Origin of the sequence: Stutzerimonas nitrititolerans (assembly GCF_003696285.1) — a bacterium.
GTDB classification, from domain to species: domain Bacteria; phylum Pseudomonadota; class Gammaproteobacteria; order Pseudomonadales; family Pseudomonadaceae; genus Stutzerimonas; species Stutzerimonas nitrititolerans.
In genome coordinates this window covers 24,973-42,064 of the sequence record NZ_RFFL01000007.1, presented here as the reverse complement: position 1 = coordinate 42,064, position 17,092 = coordinate 24,973, and the positions used below count along the sequence as shown (strand labels likewise).

Genomic DNA, 17,092 nt, shown 5'->3' with positions numbered 1-17,092 from the left:
ATGGGGGCGGGGTTATGTCAGCGATCAGGATGCCGCAGCATCCTTTTCATCTACGCCGCGCTTCAGCGCTGGCGATTCTCCTCGTCGTCAGCCTTCACCTCGGGTTCCTGGCTAGCGGCCGGCTCGGTCTGCGCCGTGGCTGCAGCGGCCTCGCTGAGCTGTTCCTCGGTCTGCGCAGCGGTGGGCTCTTCCAGGCTGGCAGTTGGAGTGTTTTCCAGCGGCTGCTCGATTGGCGCATGGCTGGCGGCAGGCTCGCTGGCAACGATTTCTGGACTGGCCAGCGGCTGCGCGACCTCGGCCGGCGCCTCGGTGACGGCAGCGGCGGCCTTGGCCTCGGCTTCAGCAGCTTCCTTGGCCAGGCGCTCTTCCTCGCGGCGACGGCGACGCACTTCGCGTGGATCGTTCGGAGCACGGCCCGAAGGCGTCAGTCCCGGTGCCGGAGCAGCTGGTTGGGCTGGCGCTACGGGCGCCGGCTCGACAACGGCAGGTTCGGCAGTTGCAACCACTGGCGCCACCACGGCTTCAGCTGCAGGCTCGCTCGGCGCCGGCTCTTGCACCGGCGCCTGGGCAGCCGGGATCGCAGCGGTGGGTTCTTCTGCCGCTGCTTCAGGCTTGGCCTGTTCAGCCGGTGCTGCTGTCACCGCCTCCTCGATCGTCTCGGTCGGTGCCTGTACCGCTGGCTCGGCTTCGACTACCGGCGCCTCAGTGGCTGGCTCGGTATCGGCCGTGTTGGCCGCAAGCGCCGCGGCAGTCGAGGCGATGGCTACCTGCTCGGACTTGACGGGTGCGTTGCTCTCGCTGACCGCGTTCGCCACCTCTTCTGCATCGTTTTCGCCTTCGATCTCGTTGCCATTGGCATCGCGCTGACGATCACGACGGTTGCTGCGGCGACGCTGGCCACGCGAGCGGCGACGCGGACGATCGCCGCCTTCGGCTGCATCCTGCTCGTTCTGAGCGTTCTCGGCCGCTTCTTCTGTCTGCTGCACTTCTTCGTTCAGGTTCTGCTCGTTGCGCGGCTTGCGTTCTTCACGCGGCTGACGAGGCTTGCGCTCGACGCTTTCTTCGCTCGGCGCCTGTACGTTATCGACGACCTCATCGAGGGGCGCACGCAGTTCACGCTTGCGCTCTTCGCGTGGCTGACGCTCCTCGCGGGGTGCGCGTTCACGGCGGGCTTGTGGCTGGGCGTCGTTCGTTTCGAGCTGCTCACGTGGCTTGCGCTCTTCGCGTTGACGCGGCTGACGCTCCTCGCGCGGGGCACGTTCCTCACGTGGCTGGCGTTCGGCGCGAGGTGCGCGCTCTTCCCGCGGCTTGCGCTCCTCGTCGCGAGCGCCTCGGGTATCGCGGCGGCGGTTCTGCTGGCGACCGCTACGGCGTTCGTCGTTACGCGGCGCGCGGCTGCTGCTGGAGGTTTTCTTCTCGACTTCCGCGGTGGGTTCTTCCGCCTTTCCGGCGAACAGGCCGACCAGCGACTTGACCAGGCCCTTGAACAGGCTGGGTTCCTGCGCAGCCGGTGCTGCGCTGCTGGCAGTGGGCGCGGGAGTGGGGGCCGGTGCGGTGCGGTGTGGTGCGGTCTTCACGGCCGCTTCCTGACGAACCAGGGTGCGGGTCGAGGCCGCTGGCTGAGCGTCTTCGGCTTCGGTCTGGCTCATCTCGTAGCTGGCTTGGCCGGCCATGATTTCCGGGCTGTCATCGCGCAGGCGCTGCACTTCGAAGTGCGGTGTTTCCAGGTGGTCATCCGGCAGGATGAAGATCCGCGCGCGGGTGCGCAGTTCGATCTTGGTGATGGCGTTGCGCTTTTCATTGAGCAGGAAGGCGGCGACTTGGAAGGGCACACGGGCGCGGACTTCGGCGGTGCGGTCCTTGAGGGCTTCTTCCTCGATCAGGCGCAGGATCGCCAGCGACAGCGACTCGACGTCGCGGATGATGCCCTGGCCGTTACAGCGCGGGCAGACGATGCCGCTGGTTTCGCCGAGCGACGGACGCAGGCGCTGACGGGACATCTCCAGCAGGCCGAAGCGCGAAATACGGCCGACCTGGATGCGCGCGCGGTCGGCTTCCAGCGCTTCACGCATTTTCTCTTCCACGGCGCGCTGGTTCTTGGCCGGGGTCATGTCGATGAAGTCGATGACGATCAGGCCGCCGATGTCGCGCAGGCGCAACTGGCGCGCGATTTCCTCGGCGGCTTCCAGGTTGGTCTGCAGTGCGGTTTCCTCGATGTCGCCGCCTTTGGTGGCGCGCGCCGAGTTGATGTCGATGGAGACCAGGGCTTCGGTCGGGTCGATGACCAGGGAGCCACCGGAGGGCAGCTTCACCTCGCGCTGGAAGGCGGTTTCGATCTGGCTCTCGATCTGGAAGCGGTTGAACAGCGGTACGCTGTCTTCGTACAGCTTGATCTTGCTGGCGTACTGCGGCATGACCTGCTGGATGAAGCTCAGTGCTTCGTTCTGGGCTTCCACGCTGTCGATCAGGACTTCGCCGATGTCCTGGCGCAGGTAATCGCGAATGGCGCGGATGATGACATTGGATTCCTGGTAGATCAGGAAGGGCGCCTGGCGCTCGGCCGAGGCTTCCTTGACTGCGCTCCACAGCTGCAGCAGGTAGTCGAGGTCCCACTGCATCTCTTCGCTGGAACGGCCCAGGCCGGCGGTGCGAACGATCAGGCCCATGTCGGCGGGAATGTTCAGGCCGTTCAGCGCCTCGCGCAGTTCGTTGCGCTCCTCGCCTTCGATGCGCCGCGAAATGCCACCGGCACGAGGGTTGTTGGGCATCAGCACCAGGTAACGGCCGGCCAGGCTGATGAAGGTGGTCAGGGCTGCGCCCTTGTTGCCACGCTCTTCTTTCTCGACCTGGACGATGACTTCCTGGCCTTCGCTCAGGACGTCCTTGATGTTCACGCGACCTTCGGGTGTCTTCTTGAAGTATTCGCGGGAAATTTCCTTGAGGGGGAGGAAGCCGTGACGGTCGGAGCCGAAATCGACGAAGGCCGCTTCCAGGCTGGGTTCGACGCGAGTGATCTTGCCTTTATAGATGTTGGCTTTCTTCTGCTCGCGAGCGCCGGACTCGATATCGAGATCGAACAGGCGTTGACCATCGACCAGTGCGACACGCAACTCTTCAGGCTGAGTTGCGTTAATTAGCATTCTTTTCATGTAGTACCGTCGGTTTCCATGGCATCGGGAAACGGCGTTCGGCACACACGACTCTCGCAGTCGGTGTCAGGTGAGTCAGGAATGGTTGTAAGGCACTCCAGTGTCCAGCGATGTAGGGCCAGTACGGCCGGCGTCGCGACGACATCTCCTGCTTGCTGTCGGAACAGCAGCACTACTGGGGTAATGCACGAAAGCGCCTGCGCACCGGAAATGTGCGTAGAAACCGGCCTGGACTGCTCGTTACAAGCCGTTGCGCCTACTCGCCGGCTTTCGCCTTGCCTAACCTTCGTTTGGGCTGGCCTTTCGTACAAAAAACCCTTGGGAGGAGGAATCAGCCATCGGTAGCGGACGGAATGAAGCGTCTGTGAAAGCCTTTGCTACGCATTCCGATGACTGTGCATCTCCACCCAACACTCATACTTTGAAAATCGGGTGCCGCTCGTCGAATCCGGGAGCGGGTTATCGATTGTCGCGATTCCCCAGCGGGGGCACGCATCATGTCTTCAAGGCTTGTTTCGGGGCTTCACCGCAATGAGAAGGAAGCTCCGTCGGACGGCCTCACGTCCTGTACATTTTGCTGAGCCGGAATGGCGGTATCGCTGGCATTCGCGGCCTGGCCGCTTTTGGCGGCGTTCGCGACTATAACAGCAATGCCCAAGTGCTTCAAATCGGTGGAATTGCTATCATGCCGCGATGACCAATACCCCTTCTCAGGCCTCCAGCGTGCAAATGCTCGAGGTGTCGCCGGAGTTTGCCGGCCAGCGTATCGACAATTTTCTTCGCAATCAGCTCAAGGGTGTGCCCAAGACCCTGATTTACCGCATCTTGCGCAAGGGTGAGGTGAGGGTCAATAAAGGGCGGATCAAGCCCGAGTACAAGCTGCAGGCGGGGGACCTTGTGCGCGTTCCGCCGCTGCGGCTGGCCGAGCGCGACGAGCCCGCGCCGCTGGCGCAGGGCCTGCTCGAGCGCCTGGAGGCGGCGATTGTCTACGAGGACAAGGCGTTGATCGTGCTCAACAAACCGGCCGGTATCGCCGTGCATGGCGGCAGCGGCCTCAGCTATGGCGTGATCGAGGCGTTACGCCAGTTGCGGCCCGATGCCAAGGAGTTGGAGTTGGTGCATCGCCTCGATCGCGATACCTCCGGGCTGCTCATGGTCGCCAAGAAGCGCAGTATGCTCCGCCATCTGCACCAAGAGCTGCGTGGTGACGGGGTCGACAAGCGCTACATGGCCCTGGTGCGTGGTCGCTGGGAAACCGGCAAGAAGCAGGTCAGTGCGCCCTTGTTGAAAAATACGCTGCGCTCCGGTGAGCGCATGGTAGAAGTGACCGACGAAGGCAAGGAGGCCCTGACCCTGTTTCGCGTGCTGCGACGTTTCGGTGATTTCGCCACGCTCGTCGAGGCCAGGCCGGTCACCGGGCGAACCCACCAGATCCGAGTGCATGCCCGGCATGCGGGGCACGCCATCGCCGGCGACAGCAAATATGGCGATGAAGACTTTTCCCGCGAGATCCGCGAGCTGGGCGGCAAGCGGCTGTTCCTGCATGCCTATGGGTTGAAGGTGCCGTTGCCGGATGGTGGCGAACTCAATCTCGAGGCGCCGGTCGATGAGGTCTGGTCGCAGACACTGGGGAAGCTCGTTGAGTGACTATGAGGTTCTGATTTTCGACTGGGATGGAACTCTGGTCGACTCCATCGGACGCATCGTCGAATCCATTGGCATGGCGGCGGATGTCTGTGGTCTGCCCAGGAGGGACGAGGCGCGGGTACGCGGCATCATCGGGTTGGCGATGCCGGAGGCGATCGCTTCGTTGTACCCGGATGTAACGGATCCGAAGGTGGTCGAGGTTTTTCGTCGTGCTTATGGTGAACACTATCTGACGCTCGAGACGGAGCCTGCGGTCCTGTACCCGGGTGTCGCGCAGACCTTGCAGGCACTCCGCGAGCGTGGGCACGTTCTCGCGGTGGCCACTGGAAAAGGTCGGACCGGTCTCGATCGGGCGTTGGTGGCGCAGGGGTGGGAGGATTTCTTCGATATCACCCGTTGTGCGGACGAAACGGCAAGCAAGCCGGATCCGCTGATGATCCATGAAATCCTGGCTCACTGCGGTGTGCGGCCCGAGCGCGCATTGATGGTCGGTGATTCGATTTTCGACCTGCAGATGGCCAATCGAGCGGGACTGGATAGCGTGGCTGTCACCTATGGTGCGCAACCTGTCGAAACATTGCTGGCGTGTTCTCCGCGCCTGGTCGTGAATGAGTTTTCGGAGATCGGCGACTGGCTGGGCTCCGTGAGTATCGCTGAGGTTGATTATGTCGGATGAGTGGAAAGCGCCGGTTGGCGAGGATAAGGAAGAGCGCAGCAGCTGGAGGCTGCTCGAAAAGACTCTGCTTGCTGGTGTTCAGGAACAGCGTCGCGCCCGGCGCTGGGGGATCTTCTTCAAGCTGTTGACCTTCATCTATCTGTTCGGCGCGCTGGCATTGTTCACGCCGATGCTGCAATTGGGTGGCGACAAGGCCGCCAGCAGCAGTGGACATACCGCCATCATCAATGTGCGGGGCATGATCGCCGACGAGGAATCGGCGAGTGCGGACAAGGTGGTGGGCGCATTGCGGGCCGCTTTCGAGGATGCCAACACCAAGGGCGTGGTGCTGCGGATCAACAGTCCGGGCGGCAGTCCGGTGCAGTCCGGCTACATCTACGACGAGATCGGCCGCCTGCGCGCCGAGTATCCGGCGATCAAAGTCTATGCAGTGATTACCGACCTCGGTGCCTCGGGTGCCTATTACATCGCGAGCGCGGCGGATGAGATCTACGCCGACAAGTCCAGTCTGGTGGGCTCCATAGGCGTGACTGCGGCGACCTTCGGTTTTGTCGATACCCTGGAAAAACTGGGTGTCGAGCGGCGCGTCTATACTTCCGGCGAGCACAAGGCGTTTCTCGATCCCTTCCAGCCCGAGAAGCGGGAAGAGACCGAGTTCTGGGAGGGGGTGCTGGCCACGACGCATCGGCAGTTCATCGACAGCGTGAAGAAGGGGCGCGGCGACCGCCTGCAGGATGCCGAGCATCCGGAGTTGTTCTCGGGGCTGATCTGGTCCGGCGAGCAGGCGCTCGAACTGGGTCTGATCGATGGCCTGGGCAGTGCCAGTCATGTCGCCCGGGAGGTGATTGGCGAGGAGGAGATGGTCGACTTCACCGTCAAGGATTCGCCGCTGGATCGCTTCACCAAGAAGCTGGGTGCGAGCGTGGCCGAGCGGCTGGCGATGCTGGTCGGTGTGTCCGGGCCGACCCTGAGGTAAGGCATGGCCCTGCAGGGTAGGGCTAGGGAATCTGCACGCCCTCTGCGAGCAGCATGTCCACCAGTCGTATCAGTGGCAGGCCGATCAGACTGGTGGCGTCGGTGCCTGAGGTGGAGCGGAACAGGCTGATGCCCAGGCCCTCGGCCTTGAAGCTGCCGGCGCAGTCGTAGGGTTGTTCGATTCGCAGGTAGCGCTCAATGCGCGCTTCGTCGAGCTCCCGGAAATGCACGGTGAAGGGCACGCAGTCGACCTGCAGCCTGCCGCTTCGGCTGTCCAGCAATGCGAGGCCGGTGAGAAAGCTGACGCTGTGACCGCTGCAGGCTTTCAGCTGCGCCATGGCCCGCTCCAGCGTATGCGGCTTGCCCAGTATGTCGCCACCCAGTACGGCGACCTGGTCGGAGCCGATGATCAGATGGTCCGGGTGGCTCGCTGCAAGTGCCAGGGCTTTCGCGCCGGCAAGTCGTTGTACCAGGCGCTCGGCCGGCTCGTTGGCATACGCCGTTTCGTCGATATCCGGAGCGCAGCAGTCGAAAGGCAGTTGCAGGCGCGAAAGCAGGTCGCGTCGATAGGGCGAGCTTGAAGCGAGAAGCAGTCGACGCATTTTCCTTCCTTTATATACAGGTGCCTGATGCTGGTCGGCAGCGCGCGATTATGGGGTTGAATTCCTTTGACAGTCGAGGGGCGCATCCCTAGAATGCCGCGCTTATGTTGAAAGGACCGATACCTCCGCACGTTGATCCGCGCAAGCTCGCTGACCGCGCGGCTGCCCTTGAGGGTGAGCTGCAGTTGTCTGAGCTGAAGCGGCTTGTCGACCCTCTCGAGGACGACAAGGGTGTGGTGCGTGCCCGTTTCGATTTCGGGCGCGACGAACAGCATACCGTGGTTATCCGCAGTGAGCTGGATGTTGAGGTCACGATGATTTGCCAGCGTTGTCTGGAGCCGGTTGTTCTACCCATTCACAGCGAGTGCGAATATGCCGTCGTGAATGAAGGGGCGAACAGCCAGCACCTGCCCAAGGGCTACGATGTGCTGGAAGTGGGAGAGGATCCTCTGGATCTGCTGGCGCTGGTTGAAGAGGAGCTCTTGCTCGCTCTTCCGATTGTTCCACTCCATGACCCTGAAATTTGCCAGCCGCCGGCTGGGCCCGATGAGCCCGAGCCGAGTGAGAACGAGGTATCGCGGTCCAACCCGTTCAGCGTACTGGCGCAGTTAAAGCGTGACCCAAACGTTTAGGAGTTGATCCCAATGGCTGTTCAGCAGAACAAAAAATCCCGTTCCGCCCGCGATATGCGCCGTTCGCACGACGCGCTCGAGCCGAACGCCCTGTCCGTGGAAAAGAGCACTGGTGAAGTTCACCTGCGCCACCATGTTTCCCCGGAAGGTTTCTACCGTGGTCGTAAAGTGATCGACAAGGGCGCTGACGAGTAAGTCTTGTCCGCTCCGATCATCGCGATCGATGCAATGGGCGGGGACTTCGGTCCTCGCTGCATTGTTCCGGCCAGTCTCGAGTGTCTGGCTGAGATCCCCTCGCTGCATCTGACCCTCGTCGGTCAATCCTCCCTTATCGAAGAAATCGTTGCCCTGCACCCGGGGACCGATCGTGCGCGTCTGCAGATCGTTCATGCCGATGAAGCGATTGGCATGCATGAGCGGCCCGCCCAGGCCTTGCGCGGCAAGCCAGGCTCTTCCATGCGTATCGCCCTGGAGCTGGTGCGCGATGGCAAGGCGCAGGCCTGTGTCAGCGCCGGTAACACCGGAGCCTTGATGGCGCTGGCCCGGCAGGTGCTGAAAACCCTGCCGGGCGTCGACAGGCCTGCCATGGTCACAGCCATCCCCACGAGGGCCAATCCCTGTCTGCTGCTGGATCTGGGGGCGAATGTCGACTGCACGGCCGAACAGCTCTACCAGTTCGCGGTCATGGGCTCGGTGGCGGCGCAGGTGTTGGGCGTGGAGCGCCCCAAGGTCGCCCTGCTGAATGTGGGGACGGAGGACATCAAGGGTAACCAGCAGGTCAGGCAGGCGGCGGCCCTGCTGCAGCAGGCCGATCTCGACTACAGAGGCTTCATTGAGGGCGACGGTCTGTATCGGGGCGAAGTCGACGTCGCGGTTTGCGACGGTTTCGTCGGCAATATCCTGCTCAAGTCGAGCGAGGGGCTGGCGCAGATGGTGTCCGAGCGCGTCGAACTACTGTTCAAACGATCCCTTCTTGCCCGGTTGGTCGGTGGGCTGGCATTGCCGTTGTTGCGCAAGTTGCGCGCCGATCTCAGGCCTGCGCAATACAACGGAGCCAGCTTTCTTGGGCTGCAGGGGATTGTCGTCAAGAGCCATGGCGGTGCGGGGAAGGAAAGCTTCAAGTGGGCGATCCGACGTGCCACGCAGGATGTTCGCTACAATCTTCCGGAGCAGTTGCACGAGCGGCTCGAGCACAGATTGGTCTGCGCTCGAGCCACTGAGCGAGGCGATGATGTGACCGCATCCGATGGATCGCCATCCAACTGACTATTCGATGCGCCGCGACGAGGGCGCGTTTCCCGACGAACAGAACTAGAAGAGAGTCGTTTCATGTCCGCATCACTCGCTTTCGTCTTTCCAGGGCAGGGTTCGCAGTCCCTGGGCATGCTCGCAGAGCTGGGCGCGCAGCAGGCTATCGTTCGAGATACCTTCGCCGAGGCTTCGGCCGCGCTGGGCTATGACCTCTGGGCGCTGACCCAAGAGGGCCCGGAAGACCAGCTGAATCAGACCGACAAGACGCAGCCGGCTATTCTGACGGCCTCGATTGCGCTGTGGCGCCTCTGGTTGAACGAGGGAGGGGCGAAGCCGGCGTTCGTCGCGGGGCATAGCCTGGGTGAGTATTCCGCGCTGGTCGCGGCCGAGAGCCTGTCGTTCGGTGCGGCCGTGAAGCTGGTGGAGCTGCGTGGCCAGTTGATGCAGCAGGCGGTTCCTGCGGGGGCGGGCGGAATGGCCGCCATTCTCGGTCTCGAGGATGCCGACGTGCTGGCAGCCTGCAGTGAGGCTGCGCAAGGCGATATCGTCAGCGCCGTCAACTTCAACGCGCCGGGGCAGGTGGTGATCGCAGGTAGCGCAAAAGCGGTCGAGCGTGCCATCGAGGCCTGCAAGGCGCGCGGCGCCAAGCGCGCGATGGCGCTCCCGGTGAGCGTGCCTTCGCATTGCGAACTGATGCGTCCGGCTGCGGAGCGCTTCGCTGAGTCGGTTGCGGCGGTGGCCTGGCAGGCCCCGCAGATTCCTCTGGTGCAGAACGTCAGCGCCGCTGTCGTTGCCGATCTGGATGCGCTCAAGCGCGACCTGTTGGCGCAGCTTTACAGCCCGGTCCGCTGGGTCGAATCCATGGTCGCGTTGAGCGAGCGTGGCGTCAGCGATCTCGTGGAATGCGGGCCCGGCAAGGTGCTTTCGGGGCTGAACAAGCGTTGCGTCAAGGGCATCAACACCTACAATCTCGACACCCCTGAGGCCTTTGCTGCCGCACGCGGTGCATTGGTTTGAACAAGGAGCAAATTATGAGTCTGCAAGGCAAAGTGGCGCTGGTAACCGGTGCCAGCCGAGGTATCGGCCAGGCGATCGCCCTTGAACTGGGCCGTCAGGGCGCGATCGTCATCGGTACCGCTACGTCGCCTTCCGGCGCCGAGCGAATCGCCGAAACCCTGAAGGACAATGGCATTCAGGGCGCGGGGCTGGTGCTGGACGTTACCAGCGACGAATCCGTGGCCACCACGCTCGAGCATATCCAGCAGCATCTCGGTCAGCCGGCGATTCTGGTCAACAATGCTGGCATCACCCGTGACAATCTGATGCTGCGCATGAAAGACGATGAGTGGCACGATGTGATCGACACCAACCTCAGCAGTCTCTATCGCCTTACCAAGGGCGTTCTGCGTGGAATGACCAAGGCGCGCTGGGGACGGATCATCAGTATCGGTTCGGTGGTTGGTGCCATGGGCAACGCCGGGCAGGTAAACTACGCCGCAGCCAAGGCGGGGCTGGAGGGTTTCAGTCGTGCCCTGGCGCGCGAGGTGGGTTCGCGAGGTATTACCGTGAATGCGGTTGCGCCCGGATTCATCGACACGGACATGACGCGAGAGCTGCCTGAAGCTCAGCGTGACGCATTGCTGGGGCAGATTCCTCTGGGACGTCTCGGTCAGGCGGAAGAAATTGCCAAGGTCGTCGCTTTCCTGGCTTCTGACGGTGCTTCCTATGTCACTGGCGCTACGGTTCCGGTGAACGGCGGCATGTACATGAGCTGAATGTGACGTCCAATGCATGTTTGCAGTCTTAGGGCTGATTATTCGTTTATAAAACTGCGGTGTTTTTATAGACAGAAGGTTGGAAGCAAGGGCATGCTTGCCCGCTTTCAGCTTGAAATGCGGAAAACGCTTTCTATAAACTACCGCGCAGACCAGCTGCCTGGATTTTTCCATAGGAGTGAAAACAAGGTATGAGCACCATCGAAGAACGCGTCAAGAAAATCGTTGCCGAGCAACTTGGCGTCAAGGAAGAGGAAGTCACCAACAGCGCTTCCTTCGTTGAAGACCTGGGTGCCGACTCCCTTGACACCGTCGAGCTGGTGATGGCTCTGGAAGAGGAATTCGAGACCGAAATCCCGGACGAGCAAGCCGAGAAGATCACCACTGTTCAAGAAGCCATCGACTACATCAACGCGCACGCGCAGTAAGTCGTAACCTCGCTTCGAGTCAGTAGAGCCGCACTGCCTTGAACAAGGTAGTGCGGCTTTTCTTTGAGCTAGACATAAAAATGCAAGCCGGCTCCGTTTCACTCGTGCGGTGCCTTGGCAATGGCCTTCTCTCTTCTGCCTGACGGGCGAATGGCGGAGATGAGCCGAACGTAACGTAAGGAGAATTGCTGTGTCGCGTAGACGCGTCGTGGTTACCGGGATGGGCATGGTATCGCCACTGGGTAACGATGTGCCGAGCAGCTGGCAGGGGATTCTCGCCGGCCGTAGTGGTATCGGCCTGATCGAGCACATGGATCTGTCCGCCTTCTCCACCCGTTTTGGCGGATCGGTCAAAGACTTCGATGTCGAGGAGTATCTCCCGGCCAAGGAAGCGCGCAAGCTGGACCTGTTCATTCAGTACGGTCTGGCGGCCAGTTTCCAGGCCGTGCGCGATTCCGGCCTGGAGGTCACCGATGAGAACCGGGAGCGGATCGGCGTTGTCATGGGTTCCGGGATCGGTGGGCTGACGAATATCGAGAACAGTTGCCGAGCGCTGTTCGAGCAAGGCCCGCGGCGCATCTCCCCGTTCTTCGTGCCGGGCTCGATCATCAACATGGTCTCCGGCTTCCTGTCGATTCACCTGGGGCTGCAGGGGCCGAATTACGCCATCGCCACCGCCTGTACCACCGGTACACATTGCATCGGCATGGCCGCCCGCAACATCGCCTACGGCGAGGCGGACGTGATGATCGCCGGTGGCTCGGAAATGGCTGCCAGCGGTCTGGGGATCGGTGGTTTCGCTGCCGCCCGTGCCTTGTCCACTCGCAATGACGACCCGGCGGCAGCGAGTCGCCCATGGGACAAGGGGCGTGACGGTTTCGTGCTGTCCGACGGTGCCGGTGCGCTGGTGCTCGAGGAGCTGGAGCATGCCAAGGCGCGTGGTGCGACCATCTACGCCGAACTGATCGGTTTCGGCATGAGTGCCGATGCATTCCACATGACCTCGCCACCCGAAGATGGCGCCGGCGCCATGCGCTGCATTCGCAATGCCTTGCGCGATGCCCAGTTGAACACCGACCAGATCCAGTACATCAACGCCCATGGCACCTCCACGCCGGCGGGCGACAAGGCCGAAGCGGCAGCGATCAAGACGGTTTTCGGCGATCACGCCTATGAGTTGTCGGTGAGCTCGACCAAATCCATGGTGGGCCATCTGCTGGGTGCGGCGGGTGCCGTCGAGGCGATTTTCAGCATCCTCGCCATTCGCGACCAGGTCGCACCGCCGACCATCAACCTGGAAGAGCCGGACGAAGGTTGCGACCTCGATTTCGTGGCGTTGCAGGCCAAGCCGAAAGCCATCGATGCGGTGATTTCGAACTCCTTCGGCTTCGGCGGCACCAACGGCTCGCTGGTGTTCCGTCGGTTCGCCGAGTGAAATTGAGCTGGGTGGACGGCAAGCCCGCTCCGGGTTTGTCCGTCCACGATCGCGGTCTGGCCTACGGTGATGGGTTGTTCGAGACGATCCGGGTCCGCTCCGCTCGGCCGCAACTGTTCGAACGCCATCTTCAGCGCCTGCAGGATGGTTGCCAGCGCCTCGGCCTTGCCTGTGACCTGCCTGCGCTGAGCGCGGAAATCCTCGCCTTCAGTGCCGCCCTGGGCGATGGCGTCGCCAAGCTGGTCATCACCCGCGGCGAAGGGGAGAGGGGCTATGCCATTCCCCGTGCTTCTGCGCCGAGGCGCGTGCTGCTCGGCTCCCCCGCGCCGGCCTATCCGATCGAAAATGCCGAACAAGGTGTGCATCTGTTCGCCTGCGCTACGCGCCTGGCCGAGCAGCCCCGGCTTGCCGGCCTGAAACACCTCAATCGCCTCGAGCAGGTTCTGGCCAGAGCGGAGTGGCAGGATCCGGCATTTGCCGAAGGTCTGATGAGGGATATGTCGGGACGGGTGGTCGAAGGCGTCTTCAGCAACATTTTCCTGGTGCGCGACGGTCGGTTGTCGACGCCGGCATTGCATCGTTGCGGTGTGGCCGGGGTCATGCGCGCGGAGATCATCGAGCAGGCCCGGCAGCTGCAGCTGGCCGTTCAAGTGCAGGACATCGCCTTCGAGCAACTGCTGTGCGCCGACGAGGTATTTCTCTGCAACAGTCTTTTCGGTATCTGGCCGGTACGGGGCTTGATGGAGCATCGCTGGTCGGCGGGTCCGCTCACCCGTAAACTTCAGGGTCGTCTAGTCGAACTGTCAGGTAATTCGTGATTCGCAAGCTGTTGTCGTTACTCTTTTGTGCTGCGCTGCTCATGGTGGTGGCAGCGGGTCTGGCTGCCTGGAAGCAGCGCTCGGTGCTCGAGCAGCCGCTGGCGCTGCATGAGGTTCGTCTGCTCGACGTTCAGGCTGGGGACACGCCCGGTGGCCTGTTTCGCCAGCTGGAAGCGGAGGGGCTGCTCCAGGATTCGCTCTGGCTGCGGCTGTACTGGCGGATGAATCTTGCGGAGCAACCGCTGCACAGTGGGGAGTATCGACTGACGCCAGGCATGACTGCCCGTGACATGATCACGCTATGGCAAAAGGCCGAGATCGTTCAGTACAGCCTGACGCTTGTCGAGGGCTGGAATTTCCGCCAGCTGCGTACGGCGCTGACAGCACAGTCGAAGCTGCAACAGACCCTGCAGGGACTTTCCGACGAGGAAGTCATGGCGCGGTTGGGGCAGGCCGGTCTGCATCCGGAGGGGCGGTTCTTTCCCGACACCTATCGCTATACGCGCGGGGTCACTGATCTCGAGCTGCTCCAGCGGGCCTTTACACGGCTGCAGACCGTGCTCGCCGAGGAGTGGGAGCAGCGCGATAAGGATCTGCCCTACAAGGATGCCTATCAGGCGCTGATCATGGCGTCGATCATCGAGAAGGAAACCGGCGTGCCCCACGAGCGCGGGGAGATCGCTGGCGTCTTCGTGCGCCGGCTTGCGCGTGGCATGCTGCTGCAGACCGATCCCACGGTGATCTACGGCATGGGCGAGCGCTATCGAGGAAAAATCACTCGCAACGACCTGCGTCGACCGACGCCCTACAACACCTATACCCAGGCCGGGCTGCCGCCAACGCCGATCGCTATGGTCGGACGCGAGGCGATTCATGCCGCGCTGCATCCGACCGAGGGCAAGAGCCTGTATTTCGTCGCCCGCGGCGACGGCAGCCATGTGTTCAGCAATACCCTGGCCGAGCATAATCGTGCCGTACGTGAATATCAGCTCAAGCGGCGAGCGGATTACCGTTCCAGTCCGCCTCCCCGACAAACGCCTACGCCAAGCGAGACAACCCAGTGAGCGGACTCTTCATTACGCTGGAAGGCCCGGAAGGCGCTGGCAAAAGCACCAATCGCGAGTATCTGGCCGAGCGGCTGCGCGAGCGTGGGCAGGAAGTCTTGCTGACACGGGAGCCGGGCGGTACGCCGCTGGCCGAGCAAATTCGCGAGCTGTTGCTGGCGCCGAGCGACGAGCCCATGTGCAGCGACACCGAGCTGTTGCTGGTCTTCGCCGCCCGCGCGCAGCATCTTGAGCAGGTCATCCGGCCGGCTCTGGCACGTGGTGCGCTGGTGCTCTGTGATCGTTTTACCGATGCGACTTATGCCTATCAGGGCGGTGGCCGCGGGCTGTCCTTTCAGCGCATCGAGCAGCTCGAAACCTTCGTGCAGGGCGAGCTTCGCCCCGATCTGACGCTTATCTTCGATCTTCCCGTCGAGATCGGCCTGAGCCGCGCCGCGGCGCGAGGGCGCCTGGATCGTTTCGAGCAGGAAGGGCTGAGGTTCTTCGAGTCGGTGCGCAATGCCTATCTCGAGCGCGCGAGACAGGCGCCGCATCGCTACCGAGTGATCGATGCGGGGATGCCGCTGGAGGTCGTTCAGCAGTGCTTGCAGGCACTGCTGCCGGAGTTGCTGGAGCGTGCGCGTGGCTGACGGCATTCTCGCCTGGCAGGCCGGGCTCTGGCAGTTGCTCGCCGGTCGACAACAGCATGCCCATGCCTATCTCTTGCATGGCCCTGCGGGTATCGGCAAGCGGGACTTCGCCGAGCGGTTGATGGCGCTTCTGCTTTGCCAGCGTCCTTCACTGGAGGGTGCCTGTGGCGCCTGCAGGGGCTGTCAGTTGCTTGCCGCGCAGACCCACCCCGATCATTACATTCTCGAGCCCGAGGAGGTCGACAAGGCGATTCGTGTCGATCAGGTGCGCGATCTGGTTGACTTCATTACCCAGACCGCACAACTGGGCGGGCGCAAGGTGGTATTGCTGGAGCCGGCCGAGGCGATGAATATCAATGCCGCCAACGCCTTGCTCAAGAGCCTGGAGGAACCTGCCGGCAATACGGTGCTGCTGCTGGTGAGCCACCAGCCCAGCCGTCTTCTGCCAACACTCAAGAGTCGTTGCGTGCAGCAGGCCTGCCCACTGCCCGAGCGGCAGCAGAGCCTGGACTGGCTGTCGGCCAAGCTGCCGGACTTGCCGGAGCGGAGCAGGGAGGAGCTGCTGGCTCTGGCGGCCGGCTCACCCCTGGCCGCCTTGCAGCTGCATGGGGCGGGTGCATTGCAGATGCGCGCGCAGGTCATCGAAGGTATCAAGCAATTGCACAAGCAGCAGCAATCGCCGAGTCAGTTGGCCGAGGGCTGGAATGCGCTGCCGCTTCCATTGCTGTTCGATTGGTTCTGCCAGTGGGCTCATCTGATCCTGTGCTGTCAGATGGCGGGTGATGCGGCGGCGGCAGGGGCGGCGGACATGCATAAAGTGGTGCAGTACCTGGCGCAGAAGTCCTCACCGGCGAAAGTGCTGGCTTTGCAGGAGTGGCTGCTGGCCCATCGTCAGAAAGTGCTGGGTAAGGCCAATCTCAACCGTGTCTTGCTTCTCGAAGCGCTGCTGGTGCAGTGGGCAAGCCTGCCCGGGTCACGGTAGACTCCTTCCGAACAGACCCTAGGAACCTCGCATGAGCCTGCCTGCAAATCTCGGTCCGCGTAATGGCATCCTGTCCTTGACGATCAAGGACAAGTCCGTGCTGTACGCTGCGTTCATGCCCTTCATCAAGCATGGCGGGTTGTTCATTCCCACCAACAAGAGCTACAAGCTTGGTGATGAGGTGTTCATGCTGCTGAACCTGATGGATGAGCCGGAGAAGATTCCGGTGGCCGGCAAGGTCGTCTGGATCACCCCCAAGGGTGCCCAGGGCAACCGCGCTGCAGGTGTGGGCGTGCAGTTCAATGAAGGGGACTCGACGGCGCGCAACAAGATCGAAACCTACCTGGCCGGCGCACTGAAGTCTGATCGCCCGACGCACACCATGTAAGAGCCTCTCGGCTGTGTTGCCGCTTGAATATTCTCAAGCGTTTCGCTGCACCTCATTTCTTGTGCACGTTCTTCGGCAGACGTACTACCTGGGTCTCCGAGTAGATGTCATGCCAGGTGCGTTGGTACTTGTCCCAGAGCATCCACCAGTAGCCCAGACCGAGGCTCAGCCAGGACGGGATCGCGATCAGGAAGCGCAGCAGTGCCTGCCACAGGTCGATGGCGCTGCCGTCGGCATTCTGTACGCGAATGCCCCAGACCTGCATGCCGAGTGTCTGGCCGGTATGGGTCCAGAACTTGGCGAAGAAACCGAACAGGCTGAACAGCAGTAGCGTCGAAAGAATCGGGTCGATATCCAGGCCGCCGCTTTCGGAAAGGGCCTTGAGGCCTTCGCTGCCATACAGCAGGCGAAGCACGACCTGCTGATAGAGCAGGGTGACCACCATCATCAGCGCGACTGAAAGCAGCAGGTCGTAGAACATGGCAGCGAGCCTGCGGAACAGGCCCGCAGCGGGGAATTGGCCCTGGGGGTTCAGCAGAGGTTTGCGCATCGGGACACTCGTTCGTGGGGCAGGCGCGTATTCTAGGGTTTGGTAACGTTCGGTGCGAGTCGCGAGCGAAGAAGCGTCAGCAGTTCCTGCG

At 62.3% G+C, this 17,092-nt stretch carries 18 protein-coding genes; 15 read left to right on the top strand and 3 right to left on the bottom strand.

Annotated elements, in window-relative coordinates; genetic code table 11:
* Window positions 1–62: 62 nt before the first annotated feature.
* Entirely contained in the window at window positions 63–3,149 is a 3,087-nt protein-coding gene (gene rne / locus EA795_RS10350; RefSeq protein WP_205891481.1) for a ribonuclease E, read from the bottom strand.
* 693 nt (window positions 3,150–3,842) lie between these two features.
* Between rne and rluC the strand changes: the two genes are divergently transcribed.
* Genes rluC through EA795_RS10335 form a run of 3 tightly spaced genes read left to right on the top strand, consistent with a single transcriptional unit; the run spans window position 3,843 to window position 6,448 of the window.
* Window positions 3,843–4,796 carry a 23S rRNA pseudouridine(955/2504/2580) synthase RluC gene (gene rluC / locus EA795_RS10345; protein ID WP_014853397.1) on the top strand — a complete coding sequence of 318 codons (954 nt, stop codon included), beginning with the start codon at window positions 3,843–3,845 and terminating at the stop codon, window positions 4,794–4,796.
* A complete protein-coding gene (locus tag EA795_RS10340) occupies window positions 4,789–5,472 on the top strand; it encodes an HAD-IA family hydrolase (protein WP_122077034.1) in 684 nt (227 codons plus the stop codon). The genes rluC and EA795_RS10340 overlap by 8 nt, the downstream gene beginning before the upstream one ends.
* Entirely contained in the window at window positions 5,462–6,448 is a 987-nt protein-coding gene (locus tag EA795_RS10335) for a S49 family peptidase (RefSeq protein ID WP_122077032.1), read from the top strand. Before EA795_RS10340 ends, EA795_RS10335 begins: the two co-directional genes overlap by 11 nt.
* A 22-nt stretch (window positions 6,449–6,470) precedes the next feature.
* Here the strand turns inward: EA795_RS10335 and EA795_RS10330 are convergent, their stop codons facing one another.
* Window positions 6,471–7,049, bottom strand: a complete 579-nt coding sequence (locus EA795_RS10330; protein WP_058075429.1) for a Maf family protein — start codon at window positions 7,047–7,049, stop codon at window positions 6,471–6,473.
* Window positions 7,050–7,153: 104 nt separating this feature from the next.
* Between EA795_RS10330 and EA795_RS10325 the strand changes: the two genes are divergently transcribed.
* The 12 genes from EA795_RS10325 to EA795_RS10270 all read left to right on the top strand — a co-directional run bounded on the left by EA795_RS10325 (window position 7,154) and on the right by EA795_RS10270 (window position 16,451).
* On the top strand, window positions 7,154–7,681 hold the full coding sequence (locus EA795_RS10325; protein WP_014853401.1) for a YceD family protein: 528 nt from the start codon (window positions 7,154–7,156) through the stop codon (window positions 7,679–7,681).
* Between the two features lie 12 nt (window positions 7,682–7,693).
* A complete protein-coding gene (gene rpmF / locus EA795_RS10320; RefSeq protein ID WP_019342480.1) occupies window positions 7,694–7,876 on the top strand; it encodes a 50S ribosomal protein L32 in 183 nt (60 codons plus the stop codon).
* A gap of 3 nt (window positions 7,877–7,879) precedes the next feature.
* The gene (gene plsX / locus EA795_RS10315) at window positions 7,880–8,947 is read left to right on the top strand and encodes a phosphate acyltransferase PlsX (RefSeq protein WP_058077458.1); all 1,068 of its coding nucleotides are present in this window, start codon (window positions 7,880–7,882) and stop codon (window positions 8,945–8,947) included.
* Between the two features lie 63 nt (window positions 8,948–9,010).
* Window positions 9,011–9,949 carry an ACP S-malonyltransferase gene (gene fabD / locus EA795_RS10310; protein WP_014853404.1) on the top strand — a complete coding sequence of 313 codons (939 nt, stop codon included), beginning with the start codon at window positions 9,011–9,013 and terminating at the stop codon, window positions 9,947–9,949.
* Window positions 9,950–9,963: 14 nt separating this feature from the next.
* Complete coding sequence (fabG, locus tag EA795_RS10305) at window positions 9,964–10,707, top strand: 3-oxoacyl-ACP reductase FabG (protein ID WP_014853405.1); 744 nt, start codon at window positions 9,964–9,966, stop codon at window positions 10,705–10,707.
* A 191-nt stretch (window positions 10,708–10,898) separates the two neighbouring features.
* Entirely contained in the window at window positions 10,899–11,135 is a 237-nt protein-coding gene (acpP, locus tag EA795_RS10300) for an acyl carrier protein (RefSeq protein ID WP_003283670.1), read from the top strand.
* Window positions 11,136–11,325: 190 nt separating this feature from the next.
* The gene (gene fabF / locus EA795_RS10295; RefSeq protein ID WP_122077030.1) at window positions 11,326–12,570 is read left to right on the top strand and encodes a beta-ketoacyl-ACP synthase II; all 1,245 of its coding nucleotides are present in this window, start codon (window positions 11,326–11,328) and stop codon (window positions 12,568–12,570) included.
* A 2-nt stretch (window positions 12,571–12,572) separates the two neighbouring features.
* Entirely contained in the window at window positions 12,573–13,388 is an 816-nt protein-coding gene (gene pabC / locus EA795_RS10290; protein ID WP_043942631.1) for an aminodeoxychorismate lyase, read from the top strand.
* Window positions 13,385–14,452, top strand: coding sequence for an endolytic transglycosylase MltG (mltG, locus tag EA795_RS10285; protein WP_014853408.1), 1,068 nt, complete (start codon window positions 13,385–13,387; stop codon window positions 14,450–14,452). Before pabC ends, mltG begins: the two co-directional genes overlap by 4 nt.
* Window positions 14,449–15,081, top strand: a complete 633-nt coding sequence (gene tmk / locus EA795_RS10280; protein WP_058077453.1) for a dTMP kinase — start codon at window positions 14,449–14,451, stop codon at window positions 15,079–15,081. The genes mltG and tmk overlap by 4 nt, the downstream gene beginning before the upstream one ends.
* The gene (locus EA795_RS10275; RefSeq protein WP_115028093.1) at window positions 15,074–16,063 is read left to right on the top strand and encodes a DNA polymerase III subunit delta'; all 990 of its coding nucleotides are present in this window, start codon (window positions 15,074–15,076) and stop codon (window positions 16,061–16,063) included. Before tmk ends, EA795_RS10275 begins: the two co-directional genes overlap by 8 nt.
* A 31-nt stretch (window positions 16,064–16,094) precedes the next feature.
* Window positions 16,095–16,451: a PilZ domain-containing protein gene (locus EA795_RS10270; RefSeq protein ID WP_014853411.1), complete on the top strand. Its 357-nt coding sequence runs from the start codon at window positions 16,095–16,097 to the stop codon at window positions 16,449–16,451.
* 52 nt (window positions 16,452–16,503) lie between these two features.
* Here the strand turns inward: EA795_RS10270 and EA795_RS10265 are convergent, their stop codons facing one another.
* Entirely contained in the window at window positions 16,504–17,001 is a 498-nt protein-coding gene (locus tag EA795_RS10265) for an RDD family protein (protein ID WP_115028091.1), read from the bottom strand.
* Window positions 17,002–17,092: the final 91 nt, after the last annotated feature.